Annotated in this window: 17 protein-coding genes; 11 read left to right on the top strand and 6 right to left on the bottom strand. The window is 52.7% G+C overall.

The window, feature by feature from the left end:
• Positions 1-29: 29 nt before the first annotated feature.
• The 4 genes from endA to metK form a co-directional block, all read right to left on the bottom strand.
• The gene (gene endA / locus AC07RN_RS14205; RefSeq protein ID WP_478336723.1) at positions 30-737 is read right to left on the bottom strand and encodes a deoxyribonuclease I; all 708 of its coding nucleotides are present in this window, start codon (positions 735-737) and stop codon (positions 30-32) included.
• Between the two features lie 94 nt (positions 738-831).
• The gene (locus AC07RN_RS14200; RefSeq protein WP_015960338.1) at positions 832-1329 is read right to left on the bottom strand and encodes a SprT family zinc-dependent metalloprotease; all 498 of its coding nucleotides are present in this window, start codon (positions 1327-1329) and stop codon (positions 832-834) included.
• Between the two features lie 71 nt (positions 1330-1400).
• Entirely contained in the window at positions 1401-2798 is a 1398-nt protein-coding gene (gene galP, locus AC07RN_RS14195) for a galactose/proton symporter (protein ID WP_015960337.1), read from the bottom strand.
• Between the two features lie 399 nt (positions 2799-3197).
• Positions 3198-4352 carry a methionine adenosyltransferase gene (metK, locus tag AC07RN_RS14190; RefSeq protein WP_015960336.1) on the bottom strand — a complete coding sequence of 385 codons (1155 nt, stop codon included), beginning with the start codon at positions 4350-4352 and terminating at the stop codon, positions 3198-3200.
• A 486-nt stretch (positions 4353-4838) separates the two neighbouring features.
• On the opposite strand from metK, the gene AC07RN_RS14185 reads away from it, so the two are divergent.
• The 4 genes from AC07RN_RS14185 (at position 4839) to speB (ending at position 8312) form a co-directional block, all read left to right on the top strand.
• Entirely contained in the window at positions 4839-4973 is a 135-nt protein-coding gene (locus tag AC07RN_RS14185) for a hypothetical protein (RefSeq protein WP_478336653.1), read from the top strand.
• 102 nt (positions 4974-5075) lie between these two features.
• Positions 5076-5207: an acid stress response protein YqgB gene (gene yqgB, locus AC07RN_RS14180; RefSeq protein ID WP_071818769.1), complete on the top strand. Its 132-nt coding sequence runs from the start codon at positions 5076-5078 to the stop codon at positions 5205-5207.
• An 8-nt stretch (positions 5208-5215) separates the two neighbouring features.
• A complete protein-coding gene (gene speA / locus AC07RN_RS14175; protein WP_015960334.1) occupies positions 5216-7192 on the top strand; it encodes a biosynthetic arginine decarboxylase in 1977 nt (658 codons plus the stop codon).
• Positions 7193-7391: 199 nt separating this feature from the next.
• Entirely contained in the window at positions 7392-8312 is a 921-nt protein-coding gene (gene speB / locus AC07RN_RS14170) for an agmatinase (RefSeq protein WP_015960333.1), read from the top strand.
• A 44-nt stretch (positions 8313-8356) separates the two neighbouring features.
• Here the strand turns inward: speB and loiP are convergent, their stop codons facing one another.
• The gene (loiP, locus tag AC07RN_RS14165; protein ID WP_015960332.1) at positions 8357-9115 is read right to left on the bottom strand and encodes a metalloprotease LoiP; all 759 of its coding nucleotides are present in this window, start codon (positions 9113-9115) and stop codon (positions 8357-8359) included.
• 271 nt (positions 9116-9386) lie between these two features.
• Between loiP and tkt the strand changes: the two genes are divergently transcribed.
• The 7 genes from tkt to AC07RN_RS14130 all read left to right on the top strand — a co-directional run bounded on the left by tkt (position 9387) and on the right by AC07RN_RS14130 (position 17778).
• Positions 9387-11378 carry a transketolase gene (tkt, locus tag AC07RN_RS14160; RefSeq protein WP_478336652.1) on the top strand — a complete coding sequence of 664 codons (1992 nt, stop codon included), beginning with the start codon at positions 9387-9389 and terminating at the stop codon, positions 11376-11378.
• A gap of 338 nt (positions 11379-11716) precedes the next feature.
• On the top strand, positions 11717-12736 hold the full coding sequence (epd, locus tag AC07RN_RS14155; RefSeq protein ID WP_015960330.1) for an erythrose-4-phosphate dehydrogenase: 1020 nt from the start codon (positions 11717-11719) through the stop codon (positions 12734-12736).
• 49 nt (positions 12737-12785) lie between these two features.
• Complete coding sequence (pgk, locus tag AC07RN_RS14150) at positions 12786-13949, top strand: phosphoglycerate kinase (protein ID WP_015960329.1); 1164 nt, start codon at positions 12786-12788, stop codon at positions 13947-13949.
• 91 nt (positions 13950-14040) lie between these two features.
• Complete coding sequence (gene fbaA / locus AC07RN_RS14145) at positions 14041-15120, top strand: class II fructose-bisphosphate aldolase (protein WP_015960328.1); 1080 nt, start codon at positions 14041-14043, stop codon at positions 15118-15120.
• Positions 15121-15309: 189 nt separating this feature from the next.
• Positions 15310-16164, top strand: a complete 855-nt coding sequence (locus tag AC07RN_RS14140; RefSeq protein ID WP_478336651.1) for a small-conductance mechanosensitive channel MscS — start codon at positions 15310-15312, stop codon at positions 16162-16164.
• A gap of 143 nt (positions 16165-16307) precedes the next feature.
• Positions 16308-16943 carry an arginine exporter ArgO gene (argO, locus tag AC07RN_RS14135; RefSeq protein WP_478336650.1) on the top strand — a complete coding sequence of 212 codons (636 nt, stop codon included), beginning with the start codon at positions 16308-16310 and terminating at the stop codon, positions 16941-16943.
• 91 nt (positions 16944-17034) lie between these two features.
• The gene (locus tag AC07RN_RS14130) at positions 17035-17778 is read left to right on the top strand and encodes an oxidative stress defense protein (protein WP_041689511.1); all 744 of its coding nucleotides are present in this window, start codon (positions 17035-17037) and stop codon (positions 17776-17778) included.
• A 41-nt stretch (positions 17779-17819) separates the two neighbouring features.
• On the opposite strand, the gene argP is transcribed toward AC07RN_RS14130, so the two are convergent.
• The gene (argP, locus tag AC07RN_RS14125) at positions 17820-18713 is read right to left on the bottom strand and encodes a DNA-binding transcriptional regulator ArgP (RefSeq protein ID WP_015960324.1); all 894 of its coding nucleotides are present in this window, start codon (positions 18711-18713) and stop codon (positions 17820-17822) included.
• Between the last annotated feature and the right edge of the window lie 121 nt (positions 18714-18834).

Here is an 18834-nt window from a genome sequence, read left to right as displayed (position 1 = left end):
GCAAAATAGACAATTGCCGCTAGTGTAGGTTAGCTCTTTTGCGCCTGGCAAGCCCGCTGTACGTAGGGGTTATGATTCCCCTGAACTTTTGCAATGCGGTTGTCGCGCTCGCACTCCCAGTCAGTGACCGGATACTGCTTATCCCAGGCGTTAAAAAGTTGAGTTTGCTGGCGGGAGAGGTTCAAGTCGTAACGATCGCGCATATAGAAGTAGGTACGCGCAATGCTGCCACGGGCGCGAATGGGCGGCTCGGCGAGTTTCTCTTTGAAGTCGACTTTCATTGCGCATTGGCCATATTGGCCGTCGCCCCCGTTCCACTGGCTGTACATAAAGTTGGCACGGTCGCCGTTGACTTCGCCCACCGCGGGCTGCAGGTTATGCATATCACTTTCTATCTGGCGATAGACCGGGTCTTTAGCGCAGTTTTTACGTCCGCCGTCCTGCCAGCACTGACGCTGATGGCCAAATTGCCAGGCGGGAACGACATGTTCCCATTCGATACGGCTGGCGCGGTTTTCGTTTTTACGCACTTTGTAACCGCACGATTCGAGATCGACGACCCCTTTTTTGCCCTGCCAGTTAATTTTGCATCCGCAGTAAAAATCACCGGGGACATCGGCGTTAACCTTTACCCCTGCGGCTTTAGCTTGAGAAAAATTATTGATACCGTCGGCCAGCGTTGAGCCAGAAAGCACCGTCGCCAGAAACGCGACAGCGAAAGAAACATTACGGGACATCATGAACTCCGTGTCAAAACGAGCCCGCAACGTAGCGAAAGTTGTTCTTGTATGCAATCAGTCAGATCAGGAAAGTTCCTGAATGTTCAGATGACTATTCTGCGACGAGCGGTTCACCGCATTTCACACAGCGGTAGGTTGCTTCTCCGCGCACGACACGGTTATGGCGGCGAACGGTCAACTGGTGCTGCTGGCACTGGCAGCGATAGGGAAAGGTATTGCGTCGTACAGATTCCAGCTCGAATTGATGCGTGCGCCGGGCAGGAACGCCAAGCACAGCTTCCATCATCCATTTCCACTCTTTGCCGTGCGGGGCCACGCGACCAAAATGCTTCCACACCAGCAGATGCGCTAACTCATGCGGCACCACTTCATCAACAAAAGCCTGCTGGTTTTCCATCATCAGGACCGGATTCAGGCGAATCTCGTATGATTCAAGCCAGGCGGTACCGGCGGAAGTACCACGCTGTTGATAGACCAGTTTGGGTTCAGGATAATTACGTCCCAGCTTCAGGTTGGCCTGGGCGAGTTTTTCCCGCAGGCAGCGCATGACGGCTTGCTGAAGGGCGATGGGAAGACGGGGTGTTTTCATAGGGGCAGAGGATAAAACGTGAGGCGGGGCGGTGCAAGAGGCTTCCTCCCGGATGGGAGGAAGCCGGACTTTTAGTCGTGCGCGCCGATTTCGCGAAGCTTGCGACCTTTCATCAGGTTGCGTTCAATATGTTCCAGAGAAACGTGTTTCGTTTCAGGAACCAGCCAGACCGTCAGGACAATGAAGAACAGATTCAGCGCGCCGTACACCCAGAAGGTGTTGGCGTTGCCCAGCGTGTTCAGCATGGTCAGGAAGGTTGCGCCGACAATCATGTTGGCGATCCAGTTGGTTGCCGTCGAGCAGGTGATACCGAAGTCGCGGCCTTTCAGCGGCTGGATTTCGGAACATAGAACCCAAATCAGCGGGCCTGCGCTCATCGCAAAACCAACGATAAACATCAGCAGCATGCCAACAGCAAAGTACTGTGCGGTTGGAGAATCAATCCCGACATGCATCATCGTGCCCAATACGCCCATACCGACGGCCATCACCAGGAAGCCCAACGTGAGGGTCGGTTTACGGCCCCAGCGGTCAACAAGCCCGATAGCAATAAAGGTCGCCAGCACGTTAGTTAAACCGACGATAACGGTGCCCCACATCTGCTCCGTCGTATTGGTGTAGCCCGCCAGCTCAAAGATTTTTGGCGCGTAATACATGATGACGTTCATCCCGGTGAACTGCTGCATGACCTGCAAGAGCACGCCCAGGAAGACTGCGCGACGGAAGTTGCTGTTGTCTTTAAACAGCGCCCAACCGGACTGTTTTACCTTCAGGCTTTCGCGGATTTCGTCCAGCTCGTTTTTGGCTTCGGCACTGGTATCGCGCAGACGCAACAGGACGCGTTCGGCATCGTTAAACCGCCGTTTTGCCGCATACCAGCGTGGGCTGTCAGGCAGGAAGAAGACACCGATCAGCAGCAGAATCGCAGGAATGATGATTACGCCAAGCATCCAGCGCCACGCGCCGCTGTAGCTAAATGCCGTATCGGAAAGATACGCACCCAGAATACCGATGGTAATCATCAGCTGATACATCGAGATCATGCTGCCGCGAATTTTCTCCGGGGCAATTTCCGACAGGTACAGCGGGGCGGTATAAGAGGCGACACCGACGGCTAAGCCAAGCAGTACGCGGGAGATAATCAGTACTTCGACGTTTGGCGCGGCGGCAGAGCAGAGCGAACCGATGACAAAGAGAATGGCGCCAATCATCAGGCTCTTTTTACGTCCGAGACGATACGAGAGCCAGCCGCTACCGACTGCACCGACCGCAGCACCGAACATCATCGAGCTCACCACCCATTCCTGAGTGTGCGGGCTGATCTGGAATTCATCCGTGATAAAGGGAAGAGCACCGGCAATCACGCCAATATCCAGGCCGAATAGTAGTCCTGCGAGGGCGGCGAGGAAGCAGACAAAAAAAGTCATTGCCTTGTTGGACGTACGCCCCTGTTTTTTATTGTCAGGCATTATGCCCTCCAGTTGGGTTATCAGTTTTATTGATGAAAAGGGTAGGTTAGTGCGCCGTAAAAATATGTGAGACAAATCACATTGGTGTAATCGGTTACACTCCTTCAAACTTGTAAGCTTTATTAAAGCTTTGAAAATATAGAGGTAAAAGAGTTGATGTGCATCCCAATAGGATCAATTTCAGACTTAACTGAATCGGAATGTAACGGCAGATGAAGGAAGAACATGCAAAGAGATTAATCTGAAAATGTATGGCTTGATGACTGGTGTAATCGCTTTCATAGCGTGTGCTTTTGCGGTAGCAATGACAGGGCGGGTCGGTCAAGGGAATGGCAAGAGAACGGCAGAAATGCAAAAGGCCAGCACGTGGCTGGCCTTTTCTTAAAACCTGTCAGTCGGTTATTTCAGACCGGCAGCGTCACGCAGCACAGCGGCTTTGTCGGTTTTTTCCCATGGGAAATGTTCGCGACCAAAGTGACCGTAAGCGGCGGTTTCTTTATAGATTGGGTGCAACAGATCCAGCATCTGGATCAAACCGTATGGACGCAGGTCGAAGAACTCGCGCACCAGCAGGGTCAGTTGCTCCGTTGGCAGTTTTTCAGTACCAAAAGTTTCAACCATGATGGAGGTGGGTTCTGCTACGCCGATAGCGTAGGAAACCTGAATTTCACAGCGGTCAGCAAGACCTGCCGCAACGATGTTTTTCGCCACATAACGTGCAGCGTACGCCGCAGAACGGTCAACTTTAGACGGATCTTTACCAGAGAACGCACCACCGCCGTGACGAGCCATGCCGCCGTAGGTATCAACGATGATCTTACGACCGGTCAGACCGCAGTCGCCCATTGGGCCACCGATAACAAAACGGCCCGTTGGGTTAATGAAGAATTTGGTCGACGCGTTCAGCCATTCGGTCGGCAGAACAGGCTTGATGATCTCTTCCATCACCGCTTCTTGCAGAGATTTCTGGTCGATGTCTTCAGAATGCTGAGTGGACAGAACCACGGCATCGATGCCGACAATTTTGCCGTCGTCGTACTGGAAAGTGACCTGACTTTTCGCATCCGGACGCAGCCATGGCAGCGAACCGTTTTTACGCACTTCAGCCTGACGCTGCACCAGACGGTGTGCGTAAGTGATTGGCGCTGGCATCAGCACGTCAGTTTCGTTGGTTGCGTAGCCAAACATTAAGCCCTGGTCGCCCGCGCCTTGTTCCAGCGGATCGGCACGGTCAACACCCTGGTTGATGTCTGGAGACTGTTTGCCGATTGCGCTCAAAACGGCGCAAGAATTGGCATCAAAGCCCATATCAGAATGCACATAGCCAATCTCACGCACGGTGTTACGGGTGATCTCTTCGATATCAACCCATGCGCTGGTGGTGATTTCACCGCCAACCAGCACCATGCCCGTCTTGACGTAGGTTTCACACGCGACGCGTGCTTTTGGATCCTGTTCGAGGATTGCATCCAGCACCGCATCAGAGATTTGGTCAGCGATTTTGTCAGGATGTCCTTCTGATACAGACTCGGACGTAAACAGGTGTTTTGCCATGTTTTATTTCACCTAAGGAGAATTTTGTTAGCTCAAACTGCTATGCGGAATAGCCAAAGAAGATGATTCTACCAAGGCCTGCAGGTAAATGACACTGGCAGTCTGAGTGTTAATCGGTATAGATGGATTAACATCTGGACGTCTATTTTAGGTCACTTTCTGGCCCGAATTCCAGCTTTTTTTGATATCGCTCGCATAACATTGAAATAGCTGCTGGAAATTTTTCCTGACGGGACGGGCAACGTCTTCATTAATGCTTTGCTTTTTTAGTGTCTTCTCGGTATAAAACGCGGCGCGCGGCTCATATCTGTCATACTTCACGTTTCATGTACGTTGGCTTTCTGAAACGCGAATGATTGAGGATAACTAAAAAGCACTCGATGAAATCATCGTGTCGCCACTTCCAGCCGGGTTGAGCAGTTGAACTATTCGCTTTGACTTGTTGGTTCGCTCCGGTTGGGGCTGCCGTGGAGGTGATACGAGATAATGAACCGTCGTTTTCCGCTAACTCAGTTACGCCATTCTGGCCTGCGTTTGTTCCCCACTACCCGCATTTCTAATCTGCAAACCTGCCGATGTTATACCCATTTCGGCGCTTCTCAGGATTCCAGGGCCGGTTGAGCTTTGTGATAACTGAACAAGGGCGCTCTTGTTAATCCAAGAGTTTTCTCGTGGTTTCGCCGGACCTTGTCATACAGAGTTCGGATACGTGTTTTACAATATATGAATATGAAACCGGTCGCATGGCCTCGCGTTCAGCATGATGTGCTGGATGATCGGGCCGTATATGGGTTGTTATCGCCGTTTGAGACTGCGATAGTAGTCAACTGTTTTACACTTACTACAACAAGTTGAGGTTCGCTATGTCTGACGACATGTCTTCGCTTTCCCCTTCGTCAGCAGGCGAACAGGGTGTACTACGTTCCATGCAGGAGGTTGCGATGAGCTCGCAGGAAGCCAGCAAGATGCTGCGCACATACAATATTGCCTGGTGGGGCAATAACTACTACGACGTTAACGAACTGGGCCACATCAGCGTCTGCCCCGATCCTGACGTTCCGGAAGCGCGTGTCGATCTTGCTAAACTGGTGAAAGCGCGCGAAGCACAGGGGCAACGTCTGCCTGCGCTGTTCTGCTTCCCGCAGATCCTGCAACACCGTTTGCGCTCCATCAACCAGGCGTTCAAGCGTGCGCGTGAATCCTATGGATACAAAGGCGATTACTTCCTGGTTTACCCGATCAAGGTTAACCAGCACCGCCGCGTGATTGAATCGCTGATCCACTCCGGCGAGCCGCTGGGTCTGGAGGCCGGTTCAAAAGCTGAACTGATGGCCGTGCTGGCACATGCCGGAATGACCCGCTCAGTGATCGTGTGCAATGGTTATAAAGACCGTGAATACATTCGTCTGGCGCTGATCGGCGAGAAGATGGGCCACAAAGTCTATCTGGTCATCGAAAAGATGTCCGAAATCGCGATCGTGCTGGAAGAAGCCGAGCGTCTGAACGTGATTCCGCGCCTTGGCGTGCGTGCGCGTCTGGCCTCACAGGGGTCCGGCAAATGGCAGTCTTCCGGTGGTGAAAAATCCAAATTCGGTCTGGCAGCTACTCAGGTTCTGGAGTTGGTTGAAATCCTGCGTGAATGTGGTCGTCTGGATAGCATTCAGTTGCTGCACTTCCACCTCGGTTCGCAGATGGCGAATATTCGCGATATCGCCACAGGCGTGCGCGAATCGGCGCGTTTCTATGTGGAACTGCATAAGCTTGGCGTCAATATTCAGTGCTTCGATGTCGGCGGCGGCCTGGGCGTGGACTACGAAGGGACGCGATCTCAGTCGGATTGTTCCGTTAACTACGGCCTGAACGAGTACGCGAACAACATCATCTGGGCGATCGGTGATGCTTGCGAAGAAAACAACTTGCCGCATCCGACGGTCATTACCGAGTCGGGTCGCGCGGTCACCGCACACCATACCGTGCTGGTGTCTAACATCATCGGCGTTGAGCGTAGCGAAAACACCGAAGCGACACCACCGCAGGAAAATGCGCCGCGCGCACTGCAAAGCATGTGGGAAACCTGGCAAGAAATGCACGAGCCGGGCACGCGTCGCTCGCTGCGCGAGTGGTTGCACGACAGCCAGATGGATCTGCATGACATTCATACCGGTTATTCTTCAGGCACCTACAGCCTGCAAGAACGCGCGTGGGCAGAGCAGCTTTATCTGAACATGTGTCATGAAGTTCAGAAGCAGTTGGACCCGAGTAACCGAGCGCATCGTCCGATTATCGACGAACTGCAAGAGCGTATGGCGGACAAAATTTACGTCAACTTCTCGCTGTTCCAGTCGATGCCGGATGCGTGGGGTATCGATCAGTTGTTCCCAGTGATGCCGCTTGAAGGGCTGAATCATGCGCCGGAACGCCGTGCTGTCTTGCTGGATATCACCTGTGATTCCGATGGCGCAATTGATCACTACGTCGATGGCGACGGTATTGCCACAACGATGCCAATGCCGGAATACGATCCGGAGAACCCGCCAATGCTGGGCTTCTTCATGGTCGGTGCGTATCAGGAAATTTTGGGCAACATGCACAACCTGTTCGGCGATACCGAAGCGGTTGACGTGTTTGTGTTCCCTGACGGCAACGTTGAAGTGGAGCTTTCTGATGAGGGCGACACCGTGGCGGACATGCTGGAATACGTGCAGTTGGATCCGAAAAAACTGCTGACGCAGTTCCGCGATCAGGTGAAAAACACCGATCTGGACGCCGCGTTACAGCAGCAGTTCCTGGAAGAGTTTGAAGCGGGTCTGTACGGTTATACGTACCTGGAAGACGAGTAAATACGTTTTCCGAGAGAGTACGGGTGAGGGGCATCAGTTCGCTCATTACCCTATACTCACTTGAACCTGTATGAATTAACGGCGATAATTCGCCCCATTAAGCATTAAACGAATCAATCCCTTCCTCGTCGGGTTTAACGACGCGGAGGGGATTTTTTTTCATCTCTTTCAAAGTATCGACTCTATAAGAGGTCAGGATATGAGTACTTTAGGCCATCAGTACGACAACTCTCTGGTATCTAACGCGTTTGGTTTTTTACGTCTTCCGATGAATTTCCAGCCGTACGATAGCGACGCTGACTGGGTGATCACCGGCGTTCCGTTTGATATGGCGACGTCAGGTCGTGCCGGTGGTCGTCATGGCCCGGCGGCCATTCGTCAGGTGTCGACTAACCTGGCCTGGGAGCATAATCGCTTCCCATGGAACTTCGACATGCGTGAGCGTCTGAACGTGGTGGACTGTGGCGATCTGGTTTATGCCTTCGGTGATGCGCGTGAAATGAGCGAAAAGCTGCAGGCGCATGCCGAGAAGCTGCTGGCTGCGGGTAAACGCATGCTCTCTTTCGGTGGCGATCACTTTGTGACTCTGCCGCTGCTGCGCGCGCATGCCAAGCATTTCGGTAAAATGGCGCTGGTGCACTTTGATGCGCATACCGACACCTATGCGAACGGCTGCGAATTTGATCATGGCACGATGTTCTATACTGCGCCGAACGAAGGGCTGATCGATCCTAACCATTCAGTGCAGATCGGTATCCGCACTGAGTTTGATAAAGACAATGGCTTTACCGTTCTGGATGCCGGTCAGGTGAATGACCGTGGCGTAGACGATATCATCGCTCAGGTGAAGCAGATCGTGGGTGATATGCCGGTGTATCTGACTTTCGACATCGACTGTCTGGATCCTGCCTTTGCGCCGGGTACCGGCACGCCGGTCATCGGTGGCCTGACGTCCGATCGCGCGATTAAACTGGTTCGCGGTCTTAAGGATCTGAATATCGTGGGGATGGATGTGGTGGAAGTCGCTCCGGCCTACGACCAGTCAGAAATCACTGCGCTGGCTGCCGCGACGCTGGCACTGGAAATGCTGTATATCCAGGCGGCGAAGAAAGGCGAGTAACGCGTTATTGGGCCGGGAAGCGTGATGCAACCCGGCCCAATGCATTACTTAATGCCGTCAGCTTTCATGCGGTCGCGAATGTGCTGGGCACGTTCAACGGAAGCAGGGTGGTCGTCAAACATTGAGCTTTGACGGCCTTCTTCCAGTTTTGCCAGCTTCTCAAAGCTGGTGGCTAAGCCCGACGGATTGATGCCGCGTTTGCGCAACAGATCGTAGGAGTAATCATCCGCTTCGGATTCCTGACGCTGGGAGAACTGAGAGTTGACCAGTTTTTCGCCCACATCACCCAGCTGAGACTGCGATAAGCTGCCGACAATCCCGCCCGCAGATGCCGCTGCTGCACGAATCGCGTTGGTACCTAACGCCACCTGCATGCCTTTCTTCACATGACCCAGAGCGACGTGGCCCATCTCGTGGCCGATCACCGCTTCAACTTCATTGTCCGTCATCATGTCCATCAGGCCGCTGTAAACGCGAATGCAGCCGTTAGCCATGGCAAACGCGTTGACGTCTTTTGCCATGTAAACCTTGTAGTTCACCGGTTGGCCATTGATGTTGTCACCCAGCGCGGAAGCAATCTTGTTCAGACGCTGCGCATATGTGCTGTTGGCGGGCGCAATGGTCGCTTTGGCATCCATCTCTTTACAGGCCTGATCGCTCAACGCTTTTACCTGCGCATCGCTCAGTGAATAGGCCTGGAAAGCCTCTGCACCGGAGCTCATCAGACCGTTTGAATCCATATTTTGGCAGCCGCTCAGCAGGAACGTTGTACCCAAGGCCAGCACTATTGCACGCATTTTCATGATGTTGCTTCCGTACCCGTTGATCTGAATAAAATCCGAAAATTTTTCGACAGCGAAGCGGTCGTGGCGCTAAGTATAAGGAATATCTACAGGGGCGGGCGAGTAGATTGCGCAACATGCGAGCATGATCCAGAGATTTCTTAAACGGCAAAAGAATGCTCCATGTACATGCTTTGTCGCTTGGGTTACATTGTTGGCACTTTTTTCTGGCATAGCCCAAAACGCGCTGTCGTCAAGGGCATAGCCTTTAACAGTCCGATCTGGAGTTAAAATGTCCTCACGTAAAGAGCTTGCTAATGCTATTCGTGCGCTGAGCATGGATGCAGTACAGAAAGCCAAATCCGGTCACCCGGGCGCCCCTATGGGTATGGCTGACATTGCCGAAGTCCTATGGCGTGATTTCCTGAACCACAACCCGCAAAACCCATCATGGGCAGACCGTGACCGCTTTGTGCTGTCTAACGGCCATGGCTCTATGCTGATCTACAGCTTGCTGCACCTCACTGGCTATGCGCTGCCAATTGAAGAGCTGAAAAACTTCCGTCAACTGCACTCTAAAACGCCTGGTCACCCAGAAGTGGGTTACACCGCTGGCGTAGAAACCACCACGGGTCCACTGGGTCAGGGCGTGGCGAATGCGGTAGGTATGGCGATTGCTGAGAAAACACTAGCTGCACAGTTTAACCGTCCGGGCCACGACATCGTTGACCACTTTACCTACACCTTCATGGGCGATGGCTGCATGATGGAAGGTATCTCTCACGAAGTGTGCTCTCTGGCAGGTACCCTTAAGCTGGGTAAACTGGTTGCGTTCTATGATGACAACGGTATTTCTATCGATGGTCACGTTGAAGGCTGGTTTACTGACGATACGGCTAAACGTTTCGAAGCCTACGGCTGGCACGTGGTACGCGGTGTTGATGGTCATAACGCCGACAGCATTAAACGTGCGGTAGAAGAAGCGCGCACAGTGACTGACAAACCGTCCCTGCTGATGTGCAAAACCATCATCGGTTTTGGCTCACCAAACAAAGAAGGTACGCACGATTCGCATGGCGCTCCACTGGGCGACGCTGAAATCGCGCTGACCCGTGAAAAACTGGGCTGGAAACACGCTCCGTTTGAAATTCCGTCAGAAATCTATGCGCAGTGGGATGCTAAAGAAGCAGGCCAGGCGAAAGAGTCTGCATGGAATGAGAAATTCGCTGCTTACGCTAAAGCCTTCCCACAGGAAGCGGCTGAATTCACTCGCCGTATGAAAGGCGACATGCCGGCTGATTTCGATGCCAAAGCAAACGAATTCATCGCGAATCTGCAAGCTAACCCGTCTAAAATCGCCAGCCGTAAAGCGTCTCAGAATGCGATTGAAGCATTCGGCCCGTGGCTGCCAGAATTCCTGGGCGGTTCCGCTGACCTGGCTCCGTCTAACCTGACGATCTGGTCTGGCTCTAAAGCAATCAACGAAGATATCGCCGGTAACTACATCCATTACGGTGTACGCGAATTCGGTATGACCGCGATTGCTAACGGTATCGCCCTGCACGGCGGTTTCCTGCCGTACACGTCTACCTTCTTGATGTTCGTCGAATACGCGCGTAACGCCGTGCGTATGGCTGCGCTGATGAAACAGCGCCAGGTAATGGTTTATACCCATGACTCCATCGGTCTGGGTGAAGACGGCCCGACGCACCAGCCGGTTGAGCAGGTAGCTTCTCTGCGTGTGACGCCGAACATGTCCACATGGCGTCCGTGTGACCAGGTTGAATCTGCGGTGGCGTGGAAATATGGTGTTGAGCGTCAGGACGGCCCGACCGCGCTGATTCTTTCTCGTCAGAACCTGGCACAGCAAGATCGTACCGCAGAGCAGCTGGCGAACATCGCTCGCGGTGGTTACGTGCTGAAAGATTGCGCTGGCCAGCCAGAGTTGATCTTCATCGCGACCGGTTCTGAAGTTGAGCTGGCTGTGGCTGCATGGGAAAAACTGTCTGCCGAAGGCGTTAAAGCGCGCGTGGTTTCCATGCCGTCAACCGATGCGTTCGACAAACAGGATGCCGCTTACCGCGAATCCGTGCTGCCAAAAGCGGTTTCCGCTCGCGTTGCCGTTGAAGCCGGTATCGCTGACTACTGGTTCAAATATGTTGGCCTGAACGGCGCAATCGTCGGGATGACCACCTTCGGTGAATCTGCACCGGCTGAGCTGCTGTTTGAAGAGTTTGGCTTCACCGTTGAAAACGTTGTCGCAAAAGCCAAAGAGCTGCTGTAATCGCAGTCATGCCCGGTCGCGTTTTATTCGCCGGGCATACAAAATCTGAGCCGGACATCCGTCCGGCTTTTTTGTGTCAGCTATTCCACCGCCGTGTGAAAACGTTGTGAATTATTCCATTTAAAATGTGACGCAAGTCATATAGCTGTCTTATTGGCCTGGCCGAACATTCCTTTTATTCTCTGTTTCGCTTATTCTTGCTGAAGCGTTTCAGTTGTTGGGTTGTTCGACAATTGACCAATCAGTCGCAGTTTGTGACAGGCGAGGATTCCCCTCCGAGCGTTGCTGGATTACTCTTTCAGCCACCTCAAACTCAGGGAAAGCCTTGCAGGAGACCTATGACCGTACGCGTAGCGATAAATGGGTTTGGTCGCATCGGACGCAATGTGATTCGTGCCTTATATGAATCCGGGCGCCGTGCGGAAATCACCGTGGTGGCCATCAATGAATTGGCTGACGCCGTGGGCATGGCGCATTTATTGAAATATGACACCAGCCATGGGCGCTTTGCCTGGGATGTTCGCCAGGAAAGAGAGCAGCTCTTTGTCGGCGACGATGCCATTCGCGTGTTGCATGAGCAGAGCATTGACGCGCTGCCTTGGCGTGAGTTGGGCGTGGATGTGGTTCTCGACTGTACCGGCGTATACGGTAACCGTGAACACGGAGAAGCGCATCTTGCAGCAGGTGCTAAAAAAGTCCTGTTTTCCCACCCAGGTGGTCACGATCTTGACGCGACGGTTGTCTACGGCGTGAATCACCATGAACTGCAAGCCGAACACCGTATTGTCTCCAACGCCTCCTGCACGACAAACTGCATCATTCCGGTCATTAAACTGTTAGACGATGCATATGGCATTGAGTCAGGGACCGTAACGACGATCCACTCTGCTATGCACGATCAGCAAGTGATTGACGCGTATCATCCGGATTTGCGCCGCACGCGCGCAGCAAGTCAGTCAATCATTCCGGTGGATACTAAACTGGCGGCAGGGATTACCCGTATTTTCCCGCAGTTTAACGATCGTTTTGAAGCGATCGCGGTGCGTGTACCGACCATTAATGTCACCGCAATTGATCTCAGCGTGACGGTGAAAAAACCGGTAAAAGCCAGCGAAGTCAACCTTTTACTGCAAAAAGCGGCACAGGGTTCATTTCATGGTATAGTTGACTATACGGAATTACCGTTGGTCTCAGTAGATTTTAACCATGACCCCCACAGTGCCATTGTTGATGGTACACAGACGCGGGTCAGCGGTGCCCACCTCATCAAAACGCTGGTGTGGTGTGATAACGAATGGGGCTTTGCTAACAGGATGCTCGACACCACGTTAGCCATGGCCGCGCAAGGTTTCAGGTAGGGCGCAAAGTGCGCTTGCAAAACTTTAAGAATCAACGAGAGGATTCACCATGTCTGTAATTAAGATGACCGATTTGGATCTGGCAGGTAAACGCGTTTTCATCCGTGCCGATCTGAACGTACCCGTTAAAGATGGCAAAGTGACCAGCGACGCGCGTATCCGTGCATCTCTGCCAACCATCGAACTGGCCCTGAAACAAGGCGCTAAAGTGATGGTAACCTCTCACCTGGGTCGTCCGACCGAAGGCGAGTACAACGAAGAATTCTCTCTGTTGCCGGTTGTTAATTACCTGAAAGACAAATTGTCCAACCCGGTACGTCTGGTTAAAGACTACCTGGACGGCGTTGAAGTGGCTGAAGGCGAGCTGGTTGTTCTGGAAAACGTTCGCTTTAACAAAGGCGAGAAGAAAGACGACGAAGCCCTATCCAAAAAATACGCGGCACTGTGCGACGTATTCGTAATGGATGCATTCGGTACTGCTCACCGTGCTCAGGCTTCAACTCACGGTATCGGTAAATTTGCTGACGTCGCTTGTGCAGGTCCACTGCTGGCTGAAGAGCTGGACGCACTGGGTAAAGCACTGAAAGAACCTGCTCGTCCAATGGTTGCGATCGTGGGTGGTTCTAAAGTTTCTACCAAACTGACCGTTTTGGATTCCCTGTCTAAAATTGCTGATCAGCTGATTGTTGGCGGCGGTATCGCAAACACCTTCGTTGCTGCTCAGGGCCATAACGTGGGTAAATCCCTGTACGAAGCGGATCTGGTAGAAGAAGCTAAACGTCTGCTGACCACTTGCGATATCCCAGTCCCAACGGATGTTCGCGTAGCGACTGAATTCTCTGAAACCGCGACCGCGACCCTGAAATCTGTAAACGACATCAAAGATGAAGAGCAGATTCTGGACCTGGGCGATGTTTCTGCACAGAAACTGGCTGATATCCTGAAAAACGCGAAAACCATTCTGTGGAATGGTCCGGTTGGCGTGTTCGAATTCCCTAACTTCCGTAAAGGGACTGAAATCGTGGCTAACGCAATTGCAGATAGCGACGCGTTCTCCATCGCAGGCGGCGGCGATACTCTGGCTGCAATCGACCTTTTCGGTATTTCTGACAAAATCTCCTACATCTCCACTGGTGGCGGCGCATTCCTCGAATTCGTGGAAGGCAAAGTTCTGCCAGCAGTAGCAATGCTCGAAGAGCGCGCTAAGAAGTAAGCCATTCATGGGCAGGGAAACCTGCCCTAATTTCAGCGTGCTTTTAAGAGCTCGCACCTTTTCTAACGGCCGAAGATACAGGACTCGTAACATGTCTAAAATTTTTGATTTCGTAAAACCTGGCGTGATCACTGGTGATGACGTTCAGAAAGTGTTCCAGGTAGCTAAAGAAAACAACTTTGCTCTGCCAGCTGTGAACTGCGTGGGTACCGACTCCATCAATGCCGTGCTGGAAACTGCTGCAAAAGTTAAAGCTCCGGTAATCGTTCAGTTCTCCAACGGTGGCGCTGCGTTCATCGCGGGTAAAGGCGTGAAAACTGACGTTCCTCAGGGCGCGGCAATCCTGGGTGCAATCTCTGGTGCACACCACGTTCACCAGATGGCTGAACACTACGGTGTTCCAGTTATCCTGCACACCGACCACTGCGCGAAGAAACTGCTGCCGTGGATCGACGGTCTGCTGGACGCGGGTGAAAAACACTTCGCAGCCACCGGTAAACCACTGTTCTCTTCTCACATGATCGACCTGTCAGAAGAGTCTCTGGAAGAAAACATCGAAATCTGTTCCAAATACCTGGCGCGCATGTCCAAAATGGATATGACTCTGGAAATCGAACTGGGTTGCACCGGCGGTGAAGAAGACGGCGTGGACAACAGCCACATGGACGCTTCTGCACTGTACACCCAGCCAGAAGACGTTGATTACGCATACACTGAGCTGAGCAAAATCAGCCCACGTTTCACCATCGCAGCCTCTTTCGGTAACGTGCACGGTGTTTACAAACCAGGTAACGTTGTTCTGACGCCAACTATCCTGCGTGATTCCCAGGACTATGTTTCTAAGAAACATAACCTGCCGCACAACAGCCTGAACTTCGTCTTCCACGGCGGTTCCGGTTCTTCTGCTCAGGAAATCAAAGATTCCGTCAGCTATGGCGTTATCAAAATGAACATCGATACCGATACCCAATGGGCAACCTGGGACGGCATCCTGCAGTACTACAAAACCAACGAAGCGTACCTGCAAGGTCAGCTGGGCAATCCGAAAGGCGACGACCAGCCGAACAAGAAATACTACGATCCACGCGTATGGCTGCGTGCTGCCCAGACTTCCATGATTACCCGTCTGGAGCAGGCATTCAAAGAGCTGAACGCGGTTGACGTTCTGTAATTTGAGCTGCTAAAAGCGTCAGAAAGGTCCGCATTTGCGGGCCTTTTTTTATGGTTTTTCAACACCCTGCAACACTGCATTTTGTGATCTCTTTGGCATATTCCTCACTTTTTGTTTACCCTTAATTCACTTACCTGTCTCCTTGTGGGACGGATGTTTTGTGTTTTGATTTAGCAAAAGGACAGAAGAATGGAAGATCTCGGTGTAGTCGATGGCATAAACAATGCGGGAACCTGGCTGGTGCGCAACCAGGCGCTGCTGTTGAGTTACGCGGTCAATATCGTGGCGGCAATTGCGATTATTATCGTGGGTATGATCGTGGCGCGTATTGTCTCCAATGCGCTTAACCGCGTCATGCGCGCTCGTCATATTGATGCAACGGTCGCGGATTTCCTGTCTGCACTGGTGCGATACGGTGTTATCGCTTTCACGCTGATTGCTGCGCTGGGCCGCGTAGGCGTCCAGACCGCATCCGTCATCGCGGTTCTCGGTGCGGCAGGTTTAGCCATTGGTTTGGCGCTGCAAGGATCCCTTTCTAACCTGGCGGCAGGCGTGCTGCTGGTCACTTTCCGTCCTTTCCGCTCAGGGGAATATGTCGACTTAGGCGGCGTTGCGGGGACCGTGTTACAGGTGCAGATTTTCTCTACCACCATGCGCACCGTTGATGGTCGTATCGTGGTTATCCCAAACGGCAAGATTATTGCGGGCAACATCATTAACTTTTCTCGCGAGCCGGTGCGCCGTAACGAACTGATTATTAGCGTCTCTTACGATTCGGATATTGATAAGGTGAAATCACTCATCACCAATATTATCGAATCTGACGAACGTATCCTGAAGGATCGCGAAAGAACCGTTCGACTGAACGAGCTCGGCACTTCTTCCATCAACTTTGTGGTGCGTATCTGGAGCAACAGCGGCGATCTGCAAAACGTATACTGGGACGTGCTGGAGCGTATTAAGCGTGAATTTGACGCGAACGATATTAGCTTCCCGTATCCGCAGATGGACGTGAACTTCAAGCGTATAAAAGAAGCAGAATAATTTTTACTTTTATAGCCCGGTAACGCATATGCGTCCGGGCTTTATATTAGTTATGCTAATTGCCAATTAATATTATCAATTTCCTCTAATGACAATCCGCCAGTATAGTCTGCACCTAAAGACATCTGCTCGAGATTGAACCCATGTTATCTTATTATTTTCAAGGCCTTGTGCTTGGCGCGGCCATGATTCTTCCCCTCGGCCCACAAAACGCGTTCGTGATGAATCAGGGCATTCGCCGTCAGTATCATCTGATGATTGCGATGCTGTGTGCGGTGAGCGATCTACTGCTAATTTGCGCCGGGATTTTTGGTGGCAGCGCATTGCTGATGCAGTCGCCGTGGCTGCTGGCGTTGGTAACCTGGGGTGGCGTCGCATTTTTGCTGTGGTACGGTTTTGGCGCGCTGAAAACGGCGATGGGCAGCAATCTGGAACTCGCCACCGCGGAGGTCATGAAGCAAGGGCGCTGGAAGATCATCGCCACGATGCTGGCCGTGACCTGGCTTAATCCGCATGTTTATCTGGATACGTTTGTGGTGCTCGGTAGTCTGGGCGGACAGCTGGATGTTGAGCCGAGACGCTGGTTTGCGCTTGGTACCGTCAGCGCCTCTTTCCTGTGGTTCTTTGGCCTGGCGCTGCTGGCAGCATGGCTGGCACCGCGTCTACGTACGGCGAAAGCGCAGCGCATTATTAATACCCTGGTCGGCGTCGTGATGTGGTTTATTGCTTTCCAGCTCGCGAAAGAGGGGATTCATCATATTCAGGGACTGCTCAACTAAGCGTTCTCTTATGGACAACTGAAGCAGACCCGCTAAGCTTGCTGGCATGCGCCCTGTTCATGGGCACTCTTCGCAACATGGAGGAATGACAGTGAAGTGTAAAGTGATGGCCCTGGCGGCATTAGTAAGTTTTGGCGCAATGTCGGTACAGGCAAACGAATTGCCTGATGGTCCGCACATTGTCACCTCTGGCACAGCGAGCGTTGATGCCGTTCCGGATGTCGCAACGCTTGCGATTGAAGTGAACGTGGCAGCAAAAGACGCCGCTTCTGCTAAAAAGCAGGCGGACGATCGTGTTGCGCAATATCTCTCCTTCCTTGAGCAAAACGGCGTTGGGAAAAAGGATATTAACTCCGCCAATCTGCGGACTCAGCCGGATTATGACTATCAGAATGGCAAAAGCATTCTGAAAGGCTATCGTGCGGTGCGTACTGTTGAAGTGACGGTACGCCAACTAGACAAGCTGAACTCGCTGCTGGACGGCGCGCTGAAGGCCGGACTGAACGAAATTCGTTCGGTGTCATTAGGCGTTGCGCAACCGGAGAAGTATAAAGACGAAGCCCGTAAAGCGGCGATTGATGACGCTGTGCGTCAGGCGCAACAACTGGCTTCAGGCTTTAAGACTAAGCTGGGGCCGGTGTACAGCGTGCGTTATCACGTCTCAAACTATCAGCCAAGCCCGATGGTTCGCATGATGAAGGCAGATGCAGCGCCTGTTTCAGCGGAAGAAACTTACGAGCAGCCGACGATTCAGTTCGATGATCAGGTCGATGTGGTGTTCCAGCTTGAGCCTGCACAGGCTCAACAGCCAGAACCTGCAACAAAAACGCAGTAATGAGCATGACCCCTCTCCCGCAAGGAGAGGGGTTTCTTTCGTTAATCCTGTCTCAACACTTTATGCCCATAGGCCAGCAGCGCATCCGTGACGTTGCGCATCATGCGGCTTTCTGGCGCAAATCGATGCCAGTACAGCATCCGACGCTGATACAATCCTGGCGTTAAGTCGATAAGCTCGCCGCTCTTCAACTCTTTTTCAATCTGCAAATGCGGAATCATACAGCAGGTCGTTCCCTGGCGAGCCAGCTGCACAAACGCTTCTGATGAATTCACGATATGGCACGGCACGCTGCCCGGCGGGAGATCGAAGTTCTGCTGCAAAAATGCCTGGTGCATGTCGTCGAGATGGTCGAATGCGACGGCGGGGGCCTTCAGCAGCGCGGCGCGCGTCACACCGTTGGGGAAATAGCGATCGGCAAAGGCTTTCGAACCGACAAACAAGTAGTCGAGAGCACCCAACTGATCGACCAGACAGCTCGGCAGCGCCTGTGGTTGAATACTCACTGCACCGACCACTTCGCCGCGACGCAGACGTTCCTGCGTTCGCGTTTCATCTTCCACCTGCAAATTAAGGCGAATCGGTGAGTCCGCGAGAACGGCTGAAAGCGCGGGCAGCAGCCAGGTCGCCAGACTGTCGGCGTTCACCGCCAGCGATAACAGCAGCGGCGTGGAGCCCGTTTGCTCATCACCCAACCACTCTTCTTCCAGCAATTCCACCTGGCGTAGCAGGGCGAGCAGTTTCTGCCCTTGCTCTGTCGGGCGCGGTGGCACGGTACGTACCAGCAGCGGTTGTCCGAACATATTCTCCAGCTGTTTGATTCGCTGTGATACGGCGGATTGAGTGATGCACAGCTTTTGCGCTGCGCGCTCAAAACCTCGTTCACGAATAACGGCATCAAGCGCCTGTAGTGTTCTGTAGTCCGGACGTTTCATTGCGAGGCAGTACTCCTGAGTTTGCTTATTCTGCACTATGACACAAATTCACCTTTGAGACTGACGAATTCTGACCACGTCGGAGCAGTCGGGTCTTTACGCGTTAATGTGACACCGGTCA

The sequence above is a fragment of the Lelliottia sp. GFLA7 genome, from assembly GCF_056490165.1.
The sequence above is the reverse complement of the archived record's forward strand: the minus strand, read 5'-3'. Positions and strand labels throughout refer to the sequence as shown.